At 59.6% G+C, this 19985-nt stretch carries 18 protein-coding genes and 4 tRNA genes; 14 read left to right on the plus strand and 8 right to left on the minus strand.

Annotated elements, in window-relative coordinates; all coding sequences use genetic code 11:
* Positions 1-25 precede the first annotated feature (25 nt).
* The 4 genes from ACMDB8_RS07735 (at position 26) to ACMDB8_RS07750 (ending at position 4803) form a co-directional block, all read left to right on the plus strand.
* Positions 26-1216 (plus strand): MFS transporter, encoded by a 1191-nt coding sequence (locus ACMDB8_RS07735; RefSeq protein ID WP_056721752.1) that lies wholly within the window; start codon positions 26-28, stop codon positions 1214-1216.
* A gap of 48 nt (positions 1217-1264) precedes the next feature.
* Positions 1265-1576, plus strand: a complete 312-nt coding sequence (locus ACMDB8_RS07740; RefSeq protein WP_056721754.1) for a cupin domain-containing protein — start codon at positions 1265-1267, stop codon at positions 1574-1576.
* 103 nt (positions 1577-1679) lie between these two features.
* Positions 1680-2831, plus strand: a complete 1152-nt coding sequence (locus ACMDB8_RS07745; RefSeq protein ID WP_056721755.1) for a TDT family transporter — start codon at positions 1680-1682, stop codon at positions 2829-2831.
* Positions 2832-2928: 97 nt separating this feature from the next.
* Entirely contained in the window at positions 2929-4803 is a 1875-nt protein-coding gene (locus ACMDB8_RS07750) for an MFS transporter (protein ID WP_056721757.1), read from the plus strand.
* 65 nt (positions 4804-4868) lie between these two features.
* Here ACMDB8_RS07750 and sugE read toward each other — a convergent pair whose 3' ends face one another.
* The 3 genes from sugE to rdgC form a co-directional block, all read right to left on the minus strand.
* On the minus strand, positions 4869-5183 hold the full coding sequence (sugE, locus tag ACMDB8_RS07755) for a quaternary ammonium compound efflux SMR transporter SugE (RefSeq protein WP_007977599.1): 315 nt from the start codon (positions 5181-5183) through the stop codon (positions 4869-4871).
* Between the two features lie 118 nt (positions 5184-5301).
* Positions 5302-6267, minus strand: coding sequence for a bile acid:sodium symporter family protein (locus ACMDB8_RS07760; protein ID WP_056721760.1), 966 nt, complete (start codon positions 6265-6267; stop codon positions 5302-5304).
* 148 nt (positions 6268-6415) lie between these two features.
* Positions 6416-7336 carry a recombination-associated protein RdgC gene (rdgC, locus tag ACMDB8_RS07765; RefSeq protein ID WP_007969735.1) on the minus strand — a complete coding sequence of 307 codons (921 nt, stop codon included), beginning with the start codon at positions 7334-7336 and terminating at the stop codon, positions 6416-6418.
* Positions 7337-7495: 159 nt separating this feature from the next.
* Between rdgC and ACMDB8_RS07770 the strand changes: the two genes are divergently transcribed.
* The 4 genes from ACMDB8_RS07770 (at position 7496) to ACMDB8_RS07785 (ending at position 8038) form a co-directional block, all read left to right on the plus strand.
* Positions 7496-7571, plus strand: a tRNA-Val gene (locus ACMDB8_RS07770).
* Between the two features lie 19 nt (positions 7572-7590).
* Positions 7591-7667 (plus strand) — tRNA-Asp (locus ACMDB8_RS07775).
* A gap of 199 nt (positions 7668-7866) precedes the next feature.
* Positions 7867-7942 (plus strand) — tRNA-Val (locus ACMDB8_RS07780).
* 19 nt (positions 7943-7961) lie between these two features.
* A tRNA-Asp gene (locus ACMDB8_RS07785) sits at positions 7962-8038 on the plus strand.
* Positions 8039-8166: 128 nt separating this feature from the next.
* On the opposite strand, the gene ACMDB8_RS07790 is transcribed toward ACMDB8_RS07785, so the two are convergent.
* Both ACMDB8_RS07790 and ACMDB8_RS07795 read right to left on the minus strand, forming a co-directional pair.
* Positions 8167-9303: a catalase family protein gene (locus ACMDB8_RS07790; RefSeq protein WP_056721762.1), complete on the minus strand. Its 1137-nt coding sequence runs from the start codon at positions 9301-9303 to the stop codon at positions 8167-8169.
* A 28-nt stretch (positions 9304-9331) separates the two neighbouring features.
* Positions 9332-11134 (minus strand): di-heme-cytochrome C peroxidase, encoded by a 1803-nt coding sequence (locus ACMDB8_RS07795; RefSeq protein ID WP_056722295.1) that lies wholly within the window; start codon positions 11132-11134, stop codon positions 9332-9334.
* A 268-nt stretch (positions 11135-11402) separates the two neighbouring features.
* Here ACMDB8_RS07795 and ACMDB8_RS07800 point away from each other — a divergent pair, with 268 nt between their 5' ends.
* The 5 genes from ACMDB8_RS07800 (at position 11403) to ACMDB8_RS07820 (ending at position 14099) form a co-directional block, all read left to right on the plus strand.
* The gene (locus tag ACMDB8_RS07800) at positions 11403-12119 is read left to right on the plus strand and encodes an FKBP-type peptidyl-prolyl cis-trans isomerase (RefSeq protein ID WP_056721763.1); all 717 of its coding nucleotides are present in this window, start codon (positions 11403-11405) and stop codon (positions 12117-12119) included.
* A gap of 292 nt (positions 12120-12411) precedes the next feature.
* Entirely contained in the window at positions 12412-12867 is a 456-nt protein-coding gene (locus tag ACMDB8_RS07805; RefSeq protein ID WP_056721765.1) for a YkvA family protein, read from the plus strand.
* A gap of 114 nt (positions 12868-12981) precedes the next feature.
* Positions 12982-13323, plus strand: coding sequence for a helix-turn-helix domain-containing protein (locus ACMDB8_RS07810; protein ID WP_056722297.1), 342 nt, complete (start codon positions 12982-12984; stop codon positions 13321-13323).
* Complete coding sequence (locus ACMDB8_RS07815; RefSeq protein ID WP_007898892.1) at positions 13320-13691, plus strand: hypothetical protein; 372 nt, start codon at positions 13320-13322, stop codon at positions 13689-13691. Before ACMDB8_RS07810 ends, ACMDB8_RS07815 begins: the two co-directional genes overlap by 4 nt.
* Positions 13692-14099, plus strand: a complete 408-nt coding sequence (locus ACMDB8_RS07820; RefSeq protein ID WP_056721766.1) for a hypothetical protein — start codon at positions 13692-13694, stop codon at positions 14097-14099.
* Positions 14100-14123: 24 nt separating this feature from the next.
* Here the strand turns inward: ACMDB8_RS07820 and ACMDB8_RS07825 are convergent, their stop codons facing one another.
* Both ACMDB8_RS07825 and ACMDB8_RS07830 read right to left on the minus strand, forming a co-directional pair.
* Positions 14124-15890 carry a bifunctional diguanylate cyclase/phosphodiesterase gene (locus ACMDB8_RS07825; protein WP_409078469.1) on the minus strand — a complete coding sequence of 589 codons (1767 nt, stop codon included), beginning with the start codon at positions 15888-15890 and terminating at the stop codon, positions 14124-14126.
* Between the two features lie 145 nt (positions 15891-16035).
* The gene (locus ACMDB8_RS07830) at positions 16036-18117 is read right to left on the minus strand and encodes a carboxy terminal-processing peptidase (protein WP_223542399.1); all 2082 of its coding nucleotides are present in this window, start codon (positions 18115-18117) and stop codon (positions 16036-16038) included.
* 138 nt (positions 18118-18255) lie between these two features.
* Here ACMDB8_RS07830 and ACMDB8_RS07835 point away from each other — a divergent pair, with 138 nt between their 5' ends.
* Positions 18256-19218: a zinc-binding dehydrogenase gene (locus tag ACMDB8_RS07835; protein WP_056721772.1), complete on the plus strand. Its 963-nt coding sequence runs from the start codon at positions 18256-18258 to the stop codon at positions 19216-19218.
* 95 nt (positions 19219-19313) lie between these two features.
* Here the strand turns inward: ACMDB8_RS07835 and ACMDB8_RS07840 are convergent, their stop codons facing one another.
* Positions 19314-19967 carry an HAD family hydrolase gene (locus tag ACMDB8_RS07840; RefSeq protein ID WP_056721773.1) on the minus strand — a complete coding sequence of 218 codons (654 nt, stop codon included), beginning with the start codon at positions 19965-19967 and terminating at the stop codon, positions 19314-19316.
* Between the last annotated feature and the right edge of the window lie 18 nt (positions 19968-19985).

Here is a 19985-nt window from a genome sequence, read left to right on the forward strand (position 1 = left end):
TAATTAGCTTTTGTGGAGTGTGTCCATGCCCGGTTCTTCTTCAAATCGCGCCAGCCTGTGGTTTCTGGCAATTACCTTGCTTAGCTTCCTGGCGGCTTCCACTGCGCCGACACCGCTTTATCACCTGTATCAGGAGCAGATGCAGTTTTCGGCCGCGACCCTGACCCTTATTTTCGGCGTTTACGCCCTCAGCCTGTTGGCGGCGTTGCTGACGGTCGGCTCGATGTCGGATTACCTGGGACGCAAACCGGTGATCTTTACGGCGGTGCTGCTGAACACCCTGGCGATGTTGCTGTTTATCTACGCCGACAGCGTTGCGTGGCTGATCAGTGCCCGGGTCCTGCAGGGGTTTGCCACCGGCATGGCAACTGCCGTGTTGAGTGCAACCTTGCTGGACACCGATCGCCAGCATGGCCCACTGGTCAATAGCGTCGCGCCCTTGATCGGCATGGCTCTGGGTGGAATGGGCTGCGGTTTGCTGGCCGAATTTGCTCCGGCGCCGTTACACCTGACCTATTGGCTGCTACTTGTCCTGTTCGTGATGCAGGCTGTATGGGTCTGGCGTTTGCCGGAGAGCGTCACGCGCCAGTCCGGGGCTTGGGCATCATTGCGACCGACCCTGCATGTGCCGGTCCAGGCGCGTGCGACGTTATGGCGTGTTTTACCGCTTAACACGGCGACCTGGGCGCTCGGCGGTTTTTACGCGTCGCTGGCACCTTCATTGGTGCGCACGGCAACCGGTTCAACGTCGAACCTGATTGGCGGGGCGACCGTCGCCGCATTGACGGTGACCGGTGCCCTGATGATTTACACACTACGCAATCAGGCGGCGACCAAGGCGCTGCAATTGGGTGCCTGTTCGCTGCCGACGGGCGTCGCACTGATTCTACTGGGCGTGCACAGCGCCAGTTTGCCGCTGTTTTTCCTCGGCACGCTGGTCGCCGGTTGTGGCTTCGGCGCCGGTTTCCTCGGAGCGGTGCGCAGTCTGGTGCCGCTGGCCTTGCCCCATGAGCGCGCCGGGTTGATGTCGGCGTATTACGTGCTGAGTTATCTGGCGTTTTGCCTGCCGGCGCTGCTGGCCGGGAACCTGGCGCGGACCTTTGGTCTGGTGGCAACCACCGATGGCTATGGTGCGGTGCTGATGGTGCTGGCCCTCAGTGCAATGGCGGGTTTACTGCGATCACGTTCGGCCAGGGCCTGCGAGGCCAACCGGTAAAATTGAGTTAGCCTTGGCACCCACTCAGCTCACTCGAAGGATCGGACCATGAAGATCATCCGCAGCAAATCGTTCACTGGCGAGCGTGCCTGGGCCGCGCTGGACATCGCCAGCATGAACGGTATCACCACGCGCCTGCACTGGACTGATCAACCCTACAAGTGGCACGTCAACGATGGCGAGGAAGTGTTCGTGGTGCTCGATGGCCAGGTGCGGATGCGTTATCGCGAAGAGGGGCTGGAGCGGGAGGCCTTGCTGGAGGTCGGTGACATTTTCCATGCCTCGGTTGGCACTGAGCATGTGGCACATCCGCTAGGACCGGCCCGGATATTGGTGATCGAATCGGAAGGGAGTGTCTGACAATATAGGTAATATCGATAAGATATAGAGATATTACCCGTTATATAGATATTCTATTCGGATCTAACATGGGCTCTACCTCACGAGAGGACAGGAGTTCGCCATGACATGCGCCAATAGCACCAAGCCCGGAATCAAACCTTTCAGTCACTTGCAGCATCCCCGCGAGGTGATCCGCCAGTTCACCCCCAACTGGTTCGCGGCCACTATGGGCACCGGCGTGCTGGCGTTGGCACTGGCGCAATTGCCGGTCGCCACACCTGCCTTGCACGCCTTTGCCGAAGCCCTCTGGCTGTTCAATATCGCTCTGTTCCTGCTGTTTACCGCGCTATACACGGCGCGTTGGGTGCTGTTTTTCGACGAAGCGCGACGTATTTTCGGCCACTCCACGGTTTCGATGTTTTTCGGCACCATTCCCATGGGCCTGGCGACCATCATCAATGGCTTCCTGGTGTTTGGCCTGCCGCGCTGGGGCGAAGGGGTGATTCACCTCGCCGAGGTGCTGTGGTGGCTGGATGTGGCGATGTCGCTGGCCTGTGGCGTGCTGATTCCCTACATGATGTTCACCCGTCAGGAGCACAGCATCGACCAGATGACGGCAGTCTGGTTGTTGCCGGTGGTCGCGGCTGAAGTGGCGGCCGTCAGCGGGGGGTTGTTGGCGCCGCACTTGGCCGACGCTCATTCGCAACTGGTGGTGCTGGTGACCAGCTACGTGCTCTGGGCTTTTTCCCTGCCGGTGGCCTTCAGCATCCTGACCATTCTGATGCTGCGCATGGCCCTGCATAAACTGCCCCACGAAAACATGGCCGCCTCGAGCTGGCTGGCCCTTGGCCCGATCGGCACCGGTGCGCTGGGCATGCTGGTACTGGGCGGCGACGCACCGTTGATTTTCGCGGCCAACGGTATGCCGGGAGTCGGTGAGATTGCCTCTGGATTGGGTCTGGTGGCCGGCATCACCCTGTGGGGCTTCGGTCTGTGGTGGATGCTGATGGCGTTGCTGATCACTGTGCGCTACCTGCGGGCCGGCATTCCTTTCAATCTCGGCTGGTGGGGTTTCACTTTCCCGTTGGGCGTCTATTCTCTGGCGACGTTGAAGCTGGCCAGTACCTTGAACCTGACATTCTTCGGTGTCTTTGGCTGTGTGCTGGTGGCATTGCTGGCGGTGATGTGGCTGATCGTCGGCAAGCGCACGGTGCTGGGCGCCTGGCGTGGCGAGCTGTTTGTCTCGCCGTGCATTGCCGGATTGAAGAAATAACCGGCAAAGAATTAGGTAAGGTGTGGCCTGGATCGACTTTTGATAATCCAATAAGAATCCAGGCCACTCGTTACCTATCATCAGGGACACATGGAAGATGAGTCACCCCTCACAGTTCACCTTGCTACGCACCCGGCGCTTCCTGCCGTTCTTCGTCACCCAGTCCCTCGGGGCGTTCAACGACAACGTGTTCAAGCAGTCGTTGATCCTGGCCATTTTGTACAAGCTGACCATCGAGGGTGACCGCTCGATATGGGTCAACCTGTGTGCGCTGCTGTTTATCCTGCCGTTCTTCCTGTTCTCGGCCCTGGCCGGGCAATTCGGGGAAAAGTTCGCCAAGGACGCGTTGATCCGCCTGATCAAGCTTGGGGAAATCGCCATCATGGCGGTCGGTGCCGTCGGCTTCATGTTCGATCACTTGTCGTTGATGCTGCTGGCGCTGTTCGCCATGGGCACCCACTCGGCGTTGTTCGGGCCGGTGAAGTACTCGATCCTGCCGCAAGCCCTGCATGAAGATGAGCTGGTAGGCGGCAACGGCCTGGTGGAAATGGGCACCTTCCTGGCGATCCTTGCCGGCACCATTGGTGCCGGGATCATGATGTCTTCGGCGCATTACGCACCGGTGGTGTCCGTGGCAATCATCGGCACTGCCGTGCTCGGCTACCTGGCCAGTCGCAGCATTCCCCGGGCGGCGGCCGCCACGCCGCAAATGCGCCTGAACTGGAACATCTTCAGCCAGTCCTGGGCCACGTTGAAGCTGGGCCTGGGGCAAACGCCGGCGGTGTCACGCTCGATTGTCGGCAACTCGTGGTTCTGGTTTGTCGGGGCGATTTACCTGACGCAGATCCCGGCCTATGCCAAGGAGTGGATGCACGGCGACGAAACCGTGGTGACGCTGATTCTGACGGTGTTCTCGGTCGGCATCGCATTGGGTTCGCTGCTGTGCGAGAAGCTCTCCGGGCGCAAAGTCGAGATCGGACTGGTGCCGTTCGGATCGTTCGGCCTGACCGTTTTTGGTCTGCTGCTGTGGTGGCATTCTGGTGGAATCCCGGACAGCGCCACTGGCCATGGCTGGATCGAGATCCTCGGTTTCAGCCACACCTGGCTGGTGTTGCTCGACATCCTCGGCCTGGGCGTCTTTGGCGGTTTCTACATCGTGCCGCTGTACGCGCTGATCCAGTCACGTACGGCGGAGAACGAACGGGCGCGGGTGATTGCCGCCAACAACATCCTCAATGCCTTGTTCATGGTGGTGTCGGCGATTGTCTCGATCATCTTGCTGAGTGTGGCCGAGCTGTCGATCCCGCAGCTGTTCCTGGTGGTGTCGTTGCTGAACATCGGCGTCAACGCCTACATCTTCAAGATCGTCCCCGAGTTCACCATGCGTTTCATGATCTGGCTGCTCAGCCATTCCATGTACCGCGTCGAGCATCGCAATCTGGATTTGATCCCCGATGAAGGCGCGGCGTTGCTGGTGTGCAATCACGTGTCATTCGTCGACGCCTTGCTGATTGGCGGCGCGGTGCGTCGGCCGATTCGCTTTGTCATGTACTACAAGATCTACAACCTGCCGGTGCTGAACTTCATCTTCCGTACCGCGGGGACGATTCCGATTGCAGGGCGCCAGGAAGACATCCAGATATATGAACAAGCCTTCACGCGCATTGCCCGGTACCTGAAGGACGGTGAGCTGGTGTGCATCTTTCCCGAGGGTAAATTGACCGCCGATGGCCAGATCAATGAATTCAAGGGCGGGTTGACGCGGATTCTCGAAGAGACGCCAGTACCGGTGATTCCGCTGGCCTTGCAGGGGTTGTGGGGGAGTTTCTTCAGCCGCGATCCGGGCAAGGGACTGTTTCATCGCCTGTGGTCGCGAGTGACATTGGTGGCGGGGCCGGCGGTGGCGGTTGAAGTGGCGGAGCCGGCGAAGTTGCAGGCGTTGGTGGGGGAGTTGCGCGGGGCTGTCAGATAATGGTTGTTTGAACGGGCCTCATCGTCGGATCTCCGGGCGGCGATCCGACGATGGCGGTCTGAAAGTTAAGCGCTGACCTTCAGGCCAACAAGCCCGGAAATAATCAACGCCACACTCGCTAACCGCACCAGCGCCATGGATTCGCCAAACAGGATGATCCCGGCGATCACCGTGCCAACGGCGCCGACACCGGTCCAGATCGCATAGGCCGTACCCAGCGGCAATTCTTTCATTGCAAGGCCGAGCAAGCCAAGGCTGATCGCCATGGCCGCGACGGTCAACACGGTGGGGAGCGGGCGGGTGAAGCCGTCGGTGTACTTGAGGCCGACGGCCCAGCCGACTTCGAACAGGCCGGCGAAAAACAGAATGATCCAGGACATGAAGACCTCCATCGTCTGACGGGGTCGTCCCCTGATTAATGACTCGATCGAGCCGCGAGGTCGTCCTCGCGTTGCGCAATATAGTGCCCAACATTAACCCGGGGATCAAGTTTTCAACTCAGTCACTGACCTGTTGCGCTGCCATTTCCCGATCCTGTTTCTCGCTCATGCGGCGGAAATACGTGGAGAGCAATGCCCCGGAAATGTTGTGCCACACACTGAACAGTGCACTTGGCACTGCCGCCAACGGCGAGAAGTGTGCGCTCGCCAACGCGGCCCCCAACCCGGAGTTCTGCATGCCGACTTCCAGGGCCAGGGACTTGCGCTGGGCCAGAGGCAGCTTGAACAGGCGCCCGGTGAAGTAACCCAGCAGGTAGCCGAAGCTGTTGTGCAGCATGACCACGGCCATGATCAACAGACCGGACTCTGCGATCTTCGCCTGGCTGGCGGCGACGACTGCCGTGACGATGATCACAATGCTGACCACCGACACCAGCGGCAATACGTCCACGGCGTGGCGAACCTTGTCGCCGAGCACTCGTTGGGCAACCACGCCCAGCACGATCGGCAACAGCACCACCTGCAGGATCGACCAGAACAATTCCATGAACGACACCGGCAACCAGGCCGAGGCCAGCAGCCAGATCAACGCCGGGGTCAGCAGCGGGGCGAGGAGGGTGGTGACGGCGGCGATGGCCACCGACAGCGCCAAGTCGCCACGGGCCAGCCAGGTCATCACGTTCGACGAGGTGCCGCTCGGGCAGCAGCCGACCAGAATCACGCCGACGGCGATTTCCGGTGGCAAGTGGAACGCCTGGCAGAGCAACCACGCCACGCCCGGCATGATCACGAAATGGGCCACCACGCCCAGGGCCACGCGCCATGGATGCCGAGCGACTTCGGCGAAGTCTTCGAGTTTGAGGGTCAGGCCCATGCCGAACATCACCAGCCCCAGCAAGGGCACGATGGCGCCCTTGAGGCCGATGAACCATGCCGGCTGCAGAAACGCCACGACAGCGAAAATCAGTACCCAGTAAGCGAAGGTGTTGCCGACAAAACGACTCAATGCAGCCAGTGCGCGCATGGCTTGATCCTTTTTTATTCAGTAGCACCACAAAACCAAATGTGGGAGCGGGCTTGCTCGCGAAAGCGGAGTATCAGTCAGTATCAATGTCGACTGACGCTCCGCTTTCGCGAGCAAGCCCGCTCCCACAGTTTGAGATCACAAGCTTTTAGATTCCCTGCGGAGTCTCTTCACCACCCAGCGCTTCAACCAGCGCCGGCAGGAAGTCGCCGAAGGTCAGCATCATCAGGGTGAAGCTGGCGTCCAGTTGGCCCAGGGCTTCGTCGCCGCCGTCCTGTTCCGCCTGGTCTTGCAGCAAGTCTTCGAACTTCAGGCGCTTGACCACCATTTTGTCGTCGAGGACGAACGACAGTTTGTCCTGCCAGGCCAGGGACAGTTGAGTGACCACTTTGCCGGTGCTCAGGTGCAGCTGGATTTCTTCGCTGGTCAGGTCCTGGCGCTTGCAACGCACGATGCCACCGTCTTCGTGGGTGTCGCGCAGTTCGCACTCGTCCAGCACAAAGAAATCGTCCGCGGCTTTCTGGGTGGTGACCCACTCGGTCATGGTCGCGGTCGGGGACATCTTCACGGTCAGCGGGCGCACCGGCAAGGTGCCGATCACTTCGCGCAGGGTGGACAGCAAGTCTTCGGCGCGTTTCGGGCTGGCCGAGTTGACCAGGATCAGACCCTGTTTCGGCGCGATGGCGGCGAAGGTCGACGAGCGGCGGATGAAGGCGCGTGGCAGGAAGGCCTGGATGATTTCATCCTTGATCTGATCGCGTTCCTTCTTATAGACCTTGCGCATTTGCTCGGCTTCGATCTCTTCGACCTTTTCCTTGACCGCGTCACGCACGACGCTACCCGGCAAAATACGTTCTTCCTTGCGCGCGGACACCAGCAGGAAGTCACCGCTGACGTGCACCAGTGGCGCATCTTCGCCTTTGCCGAACGGCGCGACGAAACCGTAGGTGGTCAACTCCTGGCTTGCACATGGGCGCGCCAGTTTGGTGGCCAGTGCAGTTTCCAACGCCTCGGCATCAACAGGCAGATCTTGGGTCAGGCGATAGATAAGCAGGTTTTTGAACCACATGGGGTGAGTCTCTCCTTTATACAAAGGGGGGCATTATTGTCTTCGCCACGCCATAGGCCAACCTTTCTCTAAGCCTTTGGAAGGGCTGAGAAAATTATTTTAAAAAGTGCTTGCCAGAGGTTGGGTCGCTCCGTAGAATGCGCGCCACACCGAAGCGAAGGGTGATTAGCTCAGCTGGGAGAGCGTCTGCCTTACAAGCAGAATGTCGGCGGTTCGATCCCGTCATCACCCACCATTCGTTTTCAGTGTTACGCGCAGCGGTAGTTCAGTCGGTTAGAATACCGGCCTGTCACGCCGGGGGTCGCGGGTTCGAGTCCCGTCCGCTGCGCCATATTCGGTAACCTGGAGCACTGAACGCCAGGTCACCACGGAAAAAGCCCGCTTAGGCGGGTTTTTTTCTGCCTCAAGTTTGTCTGTTGTTCCTGTGGGTTGCATCGTTTCACCGGTTTGTAGATTTTTTGAAAAAAACTTCAAATAAATCAACACTTTATAAAAACCTGTGGCATAATGTGCCCCGCAACGAAGGTAAAGGGTGATTAGCTCAGCTGGGAGAGCGTCTGCCTTACAAGCAGAATGTCGGCGGTTCGATCCCGTCATCACCCACCACTTACTTTCAACGCTACGCGCAGCGGTAGTTCAGTCGGTTAGAATACCGGCCTGTCACGCCGGGGGTCGCGGGTTCGAGTCCCGTCCGCTGCGCCATATTCGGTAACCTGGAACACTGAACGCCAGGTCACCACAGAAAGCCCGCCTAGTGCGGGCTTTTTGCTGTCTGGCGTTTGGCCAGACCATAAAGCGATCCGAGGATCGCTTTTTTTGTGCCTGCTCGATTATTGCTCGGCGTTGCGACTGTGTCGGTAGTCGCTGACGGCTTCATACACGGCCTTGCGCAGGCGATTGATCCCGCCGATGGGGCGGTGCGCCTCGACGCCGAACCAGGGATTGAACGACTGGTTGTCGCATTGCAGGTTTAGCGCCGGCGTATCGAAGTCCTGTGCCGGCACCTTGATCCGTGCCACCGTCTCGAAGGGCGCATCGCTCTCGCGCCACTCAATGCTGGTGTCTTCGATCGGCATGTACTGGTTGGCGTCCTGTCGCTGGATTTGCAAGGCGAAACACGCGGGCACCCGGTCGGTCGACAGCTGTTGGTTCAGCGCATTGCGCAGGAAGTTCGGCAACTTGCGATTCTGTTCCGGCAGGTTGTAGGTCGGGCAGTTATCCGGATCGGGCATGACCCGGAATTTCGCATTGGCTTCACCGAATTTGTAGGGTGAAACCGAAAAGTACGTCGTCTGGGTCGGGCTCGACGGGGCAGGGGCCAGTGTCGCCAGGGCAATGAACAGGTGGCGAACCTGCCAGGCGCGTGGATCCCGACCGGGGAAGAAGGCCATCAGCTTTTTACCGTCGGCCTGGGCGGCGACGTTCTGACGGTATTCGGCGACATCACTGACAAAGAAGTTCGGGTGGCTGAACATCACAAAGTCCTGCTCGTTTCGCCCCTGCCGGTCGCTCAACAGTTGCTTGCCCGGCACATCGAACAGTTTGATCGCCATGCCCCGGGCGTCGCGGATGCTATCGAACTGCGGGTAGGCATTGCCGTTGGACAGGCGCATCGTCGCTTGCCAGGTTTTGCCCGGCTCGCTGAATACGCCCTGACGCAGTTCGCCTGGCAGTTCCGGCAGCACCTGAACCTCGGCCTTCACACAGCCGTGGGCCTTGGCATGGGCGTCGCGCAGGTAGCGGGTGCTTTCACGGTGCTGATCGACGATGCGCACGGCGGTCTGGATGATGTCCCGGGTCATCGCGGCTTCGTCGTCCGCCATCAACTCCTGCGCCGAAACCGGCCCGCGATGCTGCCAGGCAAACCAGGCGCCGGCCAGGGCCCAGCCCAGCACGCCGAGACCCAGCAACCACAGCAACAGGCTGGCGAGGACGGCGCCCAGGCGCAGCCAGAGAGTTATCAGCATGGGAACGTCCTTTTAACGGCGGTTGTGGTCATGGCAATTGCGCTTCCAGCGGGCCGCCCAGCACTTTCAGATATTCCAGCAGTGCCCAGCGTTCTTGTGGCTGCAATCCGCGGCCGATCACACCATTGCCGAGTTTGCCGGCCCGGAATTCATGGCCGCTGTTGTGGTTGCCGGTGATTCGTGTGTCGAACAGGAACCCGTTGGCAAAGGCTTCGGTGCGGTAACCCAGGTGTCCCGGGTCGTATTCGAACGTGCCTTTATAGAAGGTGGTCGCACGCTCATCCTGAGGCGACAGCAATTGATAAAGGCTCGGGACCGAACCGTTGTGCAGGTACGGCGCTGTCGCCCATACACCCGCCAATGGCCTGGCCTTGTACGAACGCAATTCGCGCACACCGATCGACAGGCCGAAACCGTCCATGTCAGGGCGCTCGGCAGGGGTGACGTTGGCGTCTTGATAGGCGCGGTCCTGGACAAAAGCGGTGACATAGGCCAACCCCTTGGCCACGGACATTTTGCTCAGGTCCAGTGGTTCGGCGGGCTTTGGCTCGACATCGAGTTTTTCCAGTTCCGCCTGCTTCCATTGCAAAGCTGTGAGGTCGAAGCGGTGGTCGGCGATGTTGTTGGCCGCGCCGGGGTCTGTGCCGATGTAATCCACCGGGAGCATTTTCAGGTGCTGGACGTATCGTCCCTCGCCCTGGCTGGTGCGCGGCACATGGCAACCTGCGCAGTTTTCGGCGAACAAGGCACGGCCCTTGGCTGCCAGGGTTTTGTCGACCTGGCCAAACAGTTCTTCAGGCCAGGCCGGAGGTGAAAGTCGTTGCAGGGTTTGTTCGATCAGGTGCAGATCGCGCACGCGGACGCTGGAGGGGTAGCGGGCATCACCCGTCAGCGGCTGGCCGCTCTTGTCGAAGAAGTTCAGCGTGGCGCCCACGCCCAGCGCCTCGCCGATGTTGCGAGCCATCGGTTGTTTCGCCGAGCCGTTCCACTGCACCCATTCGAACGTCCACATGTCCCACAACTGCGGATAATCGACCGGGGCATTGGCCACGCGGTAGTTGTCGGGGGATATCGCATCACCGAAGCTGGCGTTGGCGATGCGCCCGAAGGCGTCTGTGCGCCCCGGGCCTTCCTCGGTCGGATAGAGCCCGCGATGGGTGTCGTTCCAGGCCACTTTGAGGAAGGTATCCAGTGAAGATTTGAAATCTTTACGCAACTGTTGGTGGCGCGTTTCGTAGTCCTGGCCGAGCACGTTGCGTGCGAAGCGCTCGAATTTCCAAGGGTTGTAGTAAGTGGAGGCGAGGCTGGCCACCAGAGCCTGTCCGAAACTGCCGCCTTTGAGTGTAGGAACACTGGATGGCAGTACATGTTGCGCCGAGCCGCCATCGATACGCACGGCCTGGCCCTTGAATCGCAGTTCACCGGTGTGGCAAGCCGCGCAGGTGATATCCAGAAACATATCCGTGCTCCCCGCATTCTGGTGCCGCGTAAAGCCTGCGGGGAGGTTGCCGGGGTTGTTCGGTGTCGGCTTCTGGCCGGGGTCCACCAGGAAACCGAAGCGGGCGAGGTATTCGGGGGCGGCGAAGCGTTGTCGGGAGAAGGGCAGTTCGAGGGCGGTGAACCAGTCGTAGCGCAAGCCTTTGACCTGAGTGCCCTGGGGGGTGAAGTAATAGGTCTCGCGATCGGCGGCGCTCCATTGCTCCAGGTAATGCACTTGTTGCGCAGGCGACCAGGCCGGCAATTTCGGGTTGGCAACGTAGTAAAGCACCACGGCCATGACCAGTCCGAGCAGTACTGCGACGAGAGCCAGCAAGCGAAAGAAGAGGCGCAAGATAAACATCCTTGTCGAATTATCATGCGGTTATGCCCGAGTACGCAGGGTGCGGCAAGAGGCCATTACGCCAGATGTTGTAGTTCCGGAATCAGCCTGCGTCGGCGCAAAGTGAAAGAAGCTTCATCAGCCGAATAGTGAAAAGCGTTTAAACACCTGAACTTATCAATTGTTTCCGGCTCTCATGCCGGTAGCCATTGGTCGTGGCGGCCTGATAAGCTCGCGGCTTTACTCGATTGCCCTTTAGGCGCATGAACAAGGAAATAGCATGAAACAGCATCGGTTGGCGGCGGCGGTAGCCCTGGTTGGCCTGGTACTTGCGGGTTGTGATTCGCAGACCAGCGTAGAGCTGAAAACTCCGGCGCAAAAAGCTTCCTACGGCATTGGCCTGAACATGGGCAAGAGCCTGGCTCAGGAAGGCATGGATGACCTGGATTCCAAGGCTGTAGCCCAGGGCATCGAAGACGCCGTCGGCAAGAAAGAGCAGAAGCTCAAAGACGAAGAACTGGTCGAGGCATTCGCCGCGCTGCAAAAGCGTGCCGAAGAGCGCATGGCCAAGATGAGCGAAGAGTCGGCCGCTGCCGGCAAGAAGTTCCTCGAGGAAAACGCCAAGAAACCTGGCGTGACCACCACCGCTTCGGGCTTGCAGTACGAAGTCGTGCAGAAAGCCGATGGCCCTCAGCCAAAGCCGACTGATGTAGTGACCGTTCACTACACCGGCAAGCTGACCAATGGCACCGTATTCGACAGCTCCGTCGAGCGCGGCAGCCCGATCGATCTGCCGGTCAGCGGTGTGATCCCGGGTTGGGTCGAAGGCTTGCAACTGATGCACGTTGGCGAGAAGTACAAGCTGTACATCCCTGCTGACCTGGCTTACGGCGCTCAAAGCCCAAGCCCGGCGATTCCAGCCAACTCGGTGCTGGTATTCGACCTGGAACTGCTGGCCATCAAGGATCCGGCAAAAGAAGACGCCGCTGCCAAGTAACCAGCGCCTGCTTCGATAACAACGCCTCGCTCATGCGGGGCGTTGTTGCATCTGGCGTTCGGCAGGGGTAAACAAATCGAACAGACGCTCTAGGCCGGAGTCTCAGGCATAGTGGTGTTGGCGGTAGTCGCACAAGGCCGCCAAGTCAATGAAATTATGGGTTTTTTTTGATGAGTAAAAAACGCCCGATCTGAACGCAGGCCTTGTAACACGGGGCTTACAGCGGCGAAAAGCTGCTCTGTTCACAAGGTTATCCACAATTTGTGTGGATAACATTTCAACGGGAGGAATGATGAAAGCACCCTGGAATTTCGCTCGTTTCCTGCCACTGGCCGGACGCCTGCTGGCACGGGGTCGATTGCCGAGCCTGTTGTTCGCGGTCGCCAGCAAAGGCGTAAGCCAGGGCAACCGGTTGGGCAAGATCAAGGACGACTTGAAGCTGTTGCAGGCACTCTGCCTGGCCTACTGGCGTGGTGAGTATCGCGCTATCAGCCCCAAGGCGCTGGTTTCGGTGGTCGCGGGCCTGATGTACTTCCTCAGCCCGGTGGATGCGATTCCGGATTTCATTCCATTGTTTGGCATGTTCGATGACATCGCAGTACTGGCATGGCTGATGAAAGTGCTCGACGACGAGCTCAATGCCTTCCGCACCTGGCGCAAGCGGCAGGTGCCGGAGAAGCTCGCGGTGGTTGAGCGTCTGCCTGCTACCCCCGAGCAACTTCAACTTCAAGGCCCGAAAAAACACTGAGTCGATTTCGGCCTGTTCACAGATTGATGTCCCCCGCGACCTTGGCCGCTGTTAGGATTACACTTCTAAGGAAAAGTACTGACTCGCTAAGTGTTGTTGTCCTACGGGGTAGTGATGGATATTCAGATAATTACACGCGAAGGCGAGCCCGAATATGCGGTTCTGCCATGGGCTCAGTATCAGGCGTTACTGAAAGCAGCGGGTATCAAGGAGCAAGCGTCGCCTCAAGCCACGAAGCCTCAGGCGGCAACACCAGACACGATTCTTCCGGGTCTGGATCAACTACGCAGTTTGCGCGAGGGGAAGGGCATCGCCATCGAGGCGTTGGCCCGCACGGTAGGCATCAGCCCGTCTTACCTGGCCATGATCGAAAGCGGCGAGCGTCTGCCCGACGCTGCGATTCGCCGCAGCCTGGCCTGGGAATTGACGGTGCCAGGGTGGAGGGATGAATCGTGAGCGTACGCATCAGTCGTCAACATTGGGACGGGTTGCTCGGCGAACTGGATCAGGCGCGTCGCCAGCGCCATCTGTTGACGTATCGAGCATTGCTGGAGCGTTTGCAGCTGCCGACCCCGGCCATGCAAACCCTGACGGCGGCCCTTGAGCATCTGGCGGCCCTGGATGCCAGGGCGGAGCAGCCATTGCGCAGTTCACTGGTGATCAGTCAGGGTGCCAGCCGCTTGCCGCGCACCGGATTCTTTGAATGTGTCGAGCGTCTCGGGCGTTTCTCCGGGCCGTCGGACGGCGTTGCCGCCGCGTCCTGGCATGCTTCGGAAGTGGTGCGGGTGTTCGAGTACGAATACCCGGAATCGGCCGAGGCCTGAGTGTTCTTGCAACTCAAGGCGCGGGCCGGTTACTGGCTCGCGCGCCGATTGTTTCACTGGTCATGGTTTGTCCGTCAGCCACGAGGCTGGCGCTGGCTCGAAGGTCAGTTCGCACGCATGGCCAACCTGGGCAATGTCGGCGCCCAGAGCTTCTATGGGCACATCCTGGCGTTTCGCGGCGTCGGCCTCGGTGCCCGTGAGGAGGGCGTGCGTTTGTTGCGCCTGGCGGCGTTGGCGGGCGATGCCAAGGCGGCGTATCAAGTGGGCGTGATCACCTTGGCCGGGACAGCGAGCAAGGCTCCGGATCCGGTTGAGGCCGCACGGTTCTGGGAGATAGCGGCGAAGGCCGGGCATCCGTTGGCGCCGATCAAGCTCGAAGAGCTGAAGTCTTCCTCGGCGCCTCGTTGATTGGACTGATGCCGGAAAGCTCCCTTATCGATGCCCGGAAACCACCAGGCTATCAATCACATGCACGCTATAGCCCTGCACGTTCTTCGCATGGTGCTTGGCCTGTGATGCCATTTCTGCCAGCTGGCTCGCATCGAGTTGTCCACAGGCCTGTGGATGCAAATGCACCACGCCGATCGACAGTGACAACAACGCAAACTCCTGGCGCTGACCTTGGCGATTGGGTGCGATGAAGCAGCCGGCTTCCAGGTGTTCGCTGCGGTAGAAGCGCCGACACTGGCTCTGGAAGTCGTCGAGCAACTGGTTCAAGCGTTTGTGCCAGTCTTGCGGACCGAGCACCAGCAGGAAATCATCGCCGCCGATGTGGCCGACGAAGTCGCGGGACGGATCGACGCGGTCGTTCAGGCATTGCGCCAGGCACAGCAGGACTTCGTCGCCGCGACCATAGCCGTAGATGTCGTTGAAGGGCTTGAAGCTATCAATGTCCACGTAGCAGATCACCGATTCCCGTCGCTGTTGCAGCAGCCGCGTCAGGCATTGCTGGATCGGCACGTTGCCCGGAAGCAAGGTCAGCGGGTTGGCGTAGCGGGCCTGCTGGATCTTCAGTTCCGTGATCAGCTTGAGCACGTCGATCACCCGGCCCAGGCCCAGATAACCGCCGTTGAGGGTGATGATGAAATCTTCTTCGATGCGCTGGCGGGCACGGCTGGTGATCAGGCGGCTGACCTGTTGCAGGGACTGGCTCAGTTCGACGGCGAGGAAGTCATCATTCATCAACCGGCTGATGGGTTTGCGGGCAAACAGGTCGGTGGCAAAGGGCTTGAGCAGGACGTCGGAGAGCGAATGACGATGGACAATGCCACAGGGTTGACCCTGTTCATCCAGGACCGCCAGCGAGTTCAGGTTGGCCTGGCGACGAAAGGCTTCGAGCACTGTGGCGGTCGGGGTGTCCCGGTTCACCGCGGGTAGTTCGTTGAGCAGAGCGCTGAGGTCGCTGGCGTCTTCGCTCAGTACAACGGCGGTGCTGTCCTGTCGGGGCATCAATGCCCGGGCATCCCGTGGCGGGTGCTCCTGGGGGCGGCAGAGCAGATAGCCCTGTACCAGGTCTACGCCCATTTCGGTCAGCACCGTGAGTTCTTCGGCCAGCTCGATACCTTCGGCGATGACTTGTGCACGCGAGGCCTTGGCGATTTGCAGGATCGAGCCGACGAACTCGCGCTTGAGCGCATCCTGATGAATGCCATCAATGAAATGCCGGTCGATTTTCACGTAATCGGGCCGCAGTTCGGACCACAGGCGCAAACTTGAATAGCCCGCTCCCAGATCATCCAGCGCAATCGAAAACCCCATCGCCCGATAGTGATGCAGGGCGGTTTGCAGCAACTGGAAATCGTCGGTCGGCGTCTGTTCCGTGAGCTCGATGACCACCTGGCTCGGCGGGATGCCGAAGTCCTGCAGCAATTGCAGGGTACGCCCGGGTTGATGGGCCGCTTCGAGCAGGGACTCCGGGGACACGTTCAGGAACAACATGCCAGGCAGTTGTTGCTCATTGAAGCGTCGGCAAGCGCTTTGGCGGCAGGCAATTTCCAGCTCGCTCAGGCGTCCGGTCTGGCGGGCGACGGCGAACAGGGCGACAGGGGAGTGCAGAGGGCTGTTGGAGGGGCCGCGACTGAGGGCTTCATAACCGAGGATGCGTCGCTCAGAGAGGCTGATGATCGGTTGGAACAGACTGTGTAAACCGCTTTGACTCAGGATCGAGTTCAAGGCACTCAGCTGTTCGGTTGTGGTCATGGCGGTCTCTGGCAATAAAAAAAGGACCGGGCGTGCCCTTGGTAAAAAGAGCACGCCCGGTCCTTTATTTCACGACAGAATGATGACTGTTTGATGACCCCGTAGGGGCGTCAGCATTAAATTGCCATCATTTGTTTGTACAAACTCAGTGCTTGGCCACTGCCGTGTTGAGTTTCAGGTAGTCCAGCAGAATCCGCCCGGTTTCGCTGAGGTAGGCGTCGTCTTCCGGTTTGGTCTTGTCATCCTCGGCCGCAATGGCGTCCTCGTCTTCTTTCTTCAGCTCTTTGAGCGGTTCTTCGCCCTTGGCCTTGCGACGGATGTTTTCCATGGCCAGCTGTTTGGCTTCGATGTCGGCGTGCTGGGCACGACGGTCGACTTCATTGAGGCTGACGGTTTTCTCGGCCATCAGTTTCTGCGCCAGGGCCAGCTTGTCGCGGATGAACACGAACTCTGCATCTTTGGCTGTACGCACGTCATGCTCGGACTGGAGTTGAGAAATGTACGGCTTGAACGGGTCGAGCGCAGGCTTGATCGCCGCCTTGATGGTGTCCCACGGCATGGCTTCCGGCAGGGCGCTTTCACCGATTTCCTTGGTGTCGATGATCGACGGGTAATCGATGTCCGGCAAGACGCCCTGATGCTGGGTGCTCTGCCCGGAAACCCGGTAGAACTTGGCCAGGGTCAGTTTCAGTTCGCCATGGTTGAGCGGCTGAATGGTCTGCACGGTGCCTTTGCCGAAGGTCTGGCCGCCGATGATCAGCGCGCGGTGGTAGTCCTGCATGGCGCCGGCAAAAATCTCCGAAGCCGAGGCCGACAGGCGGTTGACCAGCAACGCCATCGGGCCCTTGTAGAATGCACCCGGGTTTTCATCTTCCAGTACATCGACCCGGCCATCGGCGTTACGCACGAGCACGGTCGGACCTTTGTCGATGAACAGGCTGGTCAGCTCGGTGGCCTCTTGCAAGGAGCCGCCGCCGTTGTTGCGCAGGTCGATGACCACGCCGTCGACTTTCTCTTTCTGCAGTTCGGTCAGCAGTTTCTTGACGTCACGGGTGGTGCTCTTGTAATCCGGGTCGCCGGCACGGAAGGCCTTGAAGTCCAGATAGAACGCCGGGATCTCGATGACGCCGAGCTTGTAGTCCTTGCCGTCCTGCTTGAGGTTCAAGACCGATTTCTTTACGGCCTGATCTTCAAGCTTCACCGCTTCACGGGTGATCGGCACGATCTTGGTGGTCTGGTCGTTCGGCGCATTGCTGGCCGGGATGACTTCCAGGCGCACCACGGTGCCCTTCGGACCACGGATCAGCTTGACCACTTCGTCCAGGCGCCAGCCCACGACGTCGACCATTTCCTTGTTGCCTTGGGCAACGCCGATGATCTTGTCGGCCGGTGCAACCTGCTTGGTCTTGTCCGCCGGACCTGCCGGCACCAGGCGCACGACTTTCACCTGGTCGTTATCGCTCTGCAACACGGCACCGATACCCTCGAGGGACAGGCTCATGTTGATGTCGAAGTTCTCCGCGTTATCCGGCGACAGATAGTTGGTGTGCGGGTCGTAGGACATGGCGAAGGTGTTGATGTACGCCTGGAAGATGTCTTCCGCGCGGGTCTGGTCCAGGCGCGCCAACTGGTTCTTGTAGCGCTTGGTCAGGGTTTCCTGGATCTGCTTGGAATCCTTGCCGGCGATCTTCTGGCGCAGGACTTCGTCCTTGACGCGTTTGCGCCACAGGTCGTCGAGTTCTGCTGTGGATTTGAGCCAAGGGGCGTCCTTGCGGTCGATCAGCAAGGTTTCCTTGGCGGTGAAGTCGATCTTGTCGACGCCCTTGTTCAACTCGGCAAGGGCGAAGTCCAGACGCGCCTTTACGCGGTCCAGATAGCGCTTGTAGATGGTGAACCCGGCGTTCAGGTCGCCGCTCTTGAGGAAATCGTCGAACTGCGTTTTCCACTTGTCGAATTCGGCAATGTCGCTGGCCATGAAGTAGCTGCGCGACGGATCCAGCAGCTTGAGGTAGCTGTCGTAGATGATCACCGAGCGTGCGTCATCGAGTGGCGGCTTGCTGTAGTGGTGGCGCTTGAGCAACTCCACGACGTTCAGGCTGGCGATCACTTCGTCACGATCGGGTTGAAGCTTGTCCCAGCTATTGGCTGCGAATGTATTGCTCGACATCGGCAGCAAGCCGATACCGATGAACAAGGCGAGGGCAGTGCTGGGGAACAGATGCTTCATGCTGATTCGACGCGGGGACAATTGATAACGCATATTAGGCCGTCTTTGAAGTCGCCGGTTCTTTGGGAGCCGGTCGCATAATGCAAAAAGCCCGGCGCTATAGCTTCGGGCTCAGTCCAGACTCACTATGGAGGCACTGTGAAAGCATTGCAAGGCGTTGACGGTCAAGTGGTGTGGGTTGATGAGCCGAGTCCTACATGCGATGTAGGGCAAGTTCGCATCCGAGTGTCGGCAGCAGGTCTCAATCGCGCCGATTTATTGCAGAAAGCCGGCCTTTACCCGCCGCCACCGGGGGCCAGTCAAGTGCTCGGTCTAGAGTGCTCGGGGGTCATCAGCGAGGTTGGCGCAGGGTCCTCCTGGCAGGTTGGCGATCGGGTTTGCGCCTTGCTGGCCGGGGGCGGGATGGCTGAAGAGGTGGTTGTCGACGGGCGGCATGTGCTGCCGGTTCCCGACGGAATGTCACTGGTCGAAGCAGCTGCTTTGCCCGAAGTTTATGCAACAGTCTGGCTGAATTTGTTTCAACTGGCTGCGCTCAAACCGGGTCAGAAAGTGCTTCTGCATGCCGGGGCAAGTGGAATCGGTTCAGCGGCCATTCAGCTGTGCAAGGCGTTCGGTAATCCGTGCTGGGTCAGCGTCGGCTCCGCCGAGCGACTGGCGTATTGCGAAGCGCTCGGTGCCCAGGGCGGCGTGGTGCGTAATGGCGATCTGGAGAGCCTGCGGGATCTGGGGCCGTTCGACGTGATTCTCGACCCGGTGGGCGGTAATTACGCGGCTTTGAACCTCAAGCTGCTGGCCCAGGATGGCCGTTGGGTGTTGATCGGTCTGATGGGTGGCCGTGAGGCCAAGCTGGATCTGGCTCAGGTATTGGCCAAGCGTGTGCAGTTGCTGGGTTCGACACTGCGCAGTCGTGATGATCAGTTCAAGGCAGATCTGTTCAGTGATTTGAGCCAGCACGTGTGGCCGTTGTTCGCCGAAGGGCGGTTGAGTCCGCAGCTGGCCAGGGCATTCCCGATCAAGGATGCCGAGGCGGCGTTTGCCGAGCTGGCGAGTAATACCGTGGCGGGGAAGGTGGTGTTGGTGATTGATGAAAGCCTGAGCTGATATCGGGTTGGCTTTGAAAAGATCGCAGCCTGCGGCAGCTCCTACAGGGGTTCGCATTCCCATGTAGGAGCTGCCGCAGGCTGCGATCTTTCCGGTTACTTCCAGAGATGGATCGGCCAGCCAGCCTTTTCAGCGTGTTCAAGCAACACCGGATCCGGGTTGACCACGTGGGGGTAATCCACTTTCAGCAACAGCGGCAAGTCATTGCGCGAGTCGGAATAGAAACTCGCGCCTTCGAGGTTTTCCTCTTCCGCATCCAGCCACTCCAGCAAGCGGGTGATCTTGCCTTCGCGGTAGGTCAGGGTGCCAACGGTATGGCCGCTGTAAACGCCATGAGCCACTTCCAGTTCGATGCCGAGAATCTCGTCGATGCCCAGGCGCTCGGCAATGGGGCCGACCAGGTGGGTGCCCGAGGCCGAGATCACCAGGATCCGGTCGCCGGCCTTGCGATGGGCGGCGATGGTCTTGGTGGCGTCACTGAAAATGATCGGCTCGATGCAGTCTTCCACCCATGGGCCAACCAGGTGCGCGACCTCTTCAGGTGTACGACCAATCAAGGGTTCCAGGCTGAAGGCCATGTAGTCTTCCATGGCCAGATGGCCCCTTCCGTAGGCATCCATCAACTCCTTGTCGCGACGCAGGAACGATTCGCCATCGACCCAGCCGAGGCGGACCATTTGCTCGCTCCACAGTGAGGCGCAGTCGCCGTGGATCAGGGTTTCGTCCAGATCAAAAATTGCCAGGGCCATCAGTGCAGTTCTCTCTTC

This window comes from Pseudomonas monachiensis, assembly GCF_047345015.1.
In the GTDB taxonomy this organism is placed as follows: domain Bacteria; phylum Pseudomonadota; class Gammaproteobacteria; order Pseudomonadales; family Pseudomonadaceae; genus Aquipseudomonas; species Aquipseudomonas monachiensis.

What these genes read in the sequence shown, in the direction of transcription:
- ACMDB8_RS07830 (WP_223542399.1), bottom strand. Translation starts at nt 18,117, where the DNA reads ATGAAGCATCTGTTCCCCAGCACTGCCCTCGCCTTGTTCATCGGTATC.
- ACMDB8_RS07825 (WP_409078469.1), bottom strand. Translation starts at nt 15,890, where the DNA reads ATGACCACAACCGAACAGCTGAGTGCCTTGAACTCGATCCTGAGTCAA.
- ACMDB8_RS07745 (WP_056721755.1), top strand. Translation starts at nt 1,680, where the DNA reads ATGACATGCGCCAATAGCACCAAGCCCGGAATCAAACCTTTCAGTCAC.
- ACMDB8_RS07840 (WP_056721773.1), bottom strand. Translation starts at nt 19,967, where the DNA reads ATGGCCCTGGCAATTTTTGATCTGGACGAAACCCTGATCCACGGCGAC.
- ACMDB8_RS07750 (WP_056721757.1), top strand. Translation starts at nt 2,929, where the DNA reads ATGAGTCACCCCTCACAGTTCACCTTGCTACGCACCCGGCGCTTCCTG.
- ACMDB8_RS07735 (WP_056721752.1), top strand. Translation starts at nt 26, where the DNA reads ATGCCCGGTTCTTCTTCAAATCGCGCCAGCCTGTGGTTTCTGGCAATT.
- ACMDB8_RS07810 (WP_056722297.1), top strand. Translation starts at nt 12,982, where the DNA reads ATGGATATTCAGATAATTACACGCGAAGGCGAGCCCGAATATGCGGTT.
- ACMDB8_RS07760 (WP_056721760.1), bottom strand. Translation starts at nt 6,267, where the DNA reads ATGCGCGCACTGGCTGCATTGAGTCGTTTTGTCGGCAACACCTTCGCT.
- rdgC (WP_007969735.1), bottom strand. Translation starts at nt 7,336, where the DNA reads ATGTGGTTCAAAAACCTGCTTATCTATCGCCTGACCCAAGATCTGCCT.
- ACMDB8_RS07740 (WP_056721754.1), top strand. Translation starts at nt 1,265, where the DNA reads ATGAAGATCATCCGCAGCAAATCGTTCACTGGCGAGCGTGCCTGGGCC.
- ACMDB8_RS07790 (WP_056721762.1), bottom strand. Translation starts at nt 9,303, where the DNA reads ATGCTGATAACTCTCTGGCTGCGCCTGGGCGCCGTCCTCGCCAGCCTG.
- ACMDB8_RS07800 (WP_056721763.1), top strand. Translation starts at nt 11,403, where the DNA reads ATGAAACAGCATCGGTTGGCGGCGGCGGTAGCCCTGGTTGGCCTGGTA.
- sugE (WP_007977599.1), bottom strand. Translation starts at nt 5,183, where the DNA reads ATGTCCTGGATCATTCTGTTTTTCGCCGGCCTGTTCGAAGTCGGCTGG.
- ACMDB8_RS07805 (WP_056721765.1), top strand. Translation starts at nt 12,412, where the DNA reads ATGAAAGCACCCTGGAATTTCGCTCGTTTCCTGCCACTGGCCGGACGC.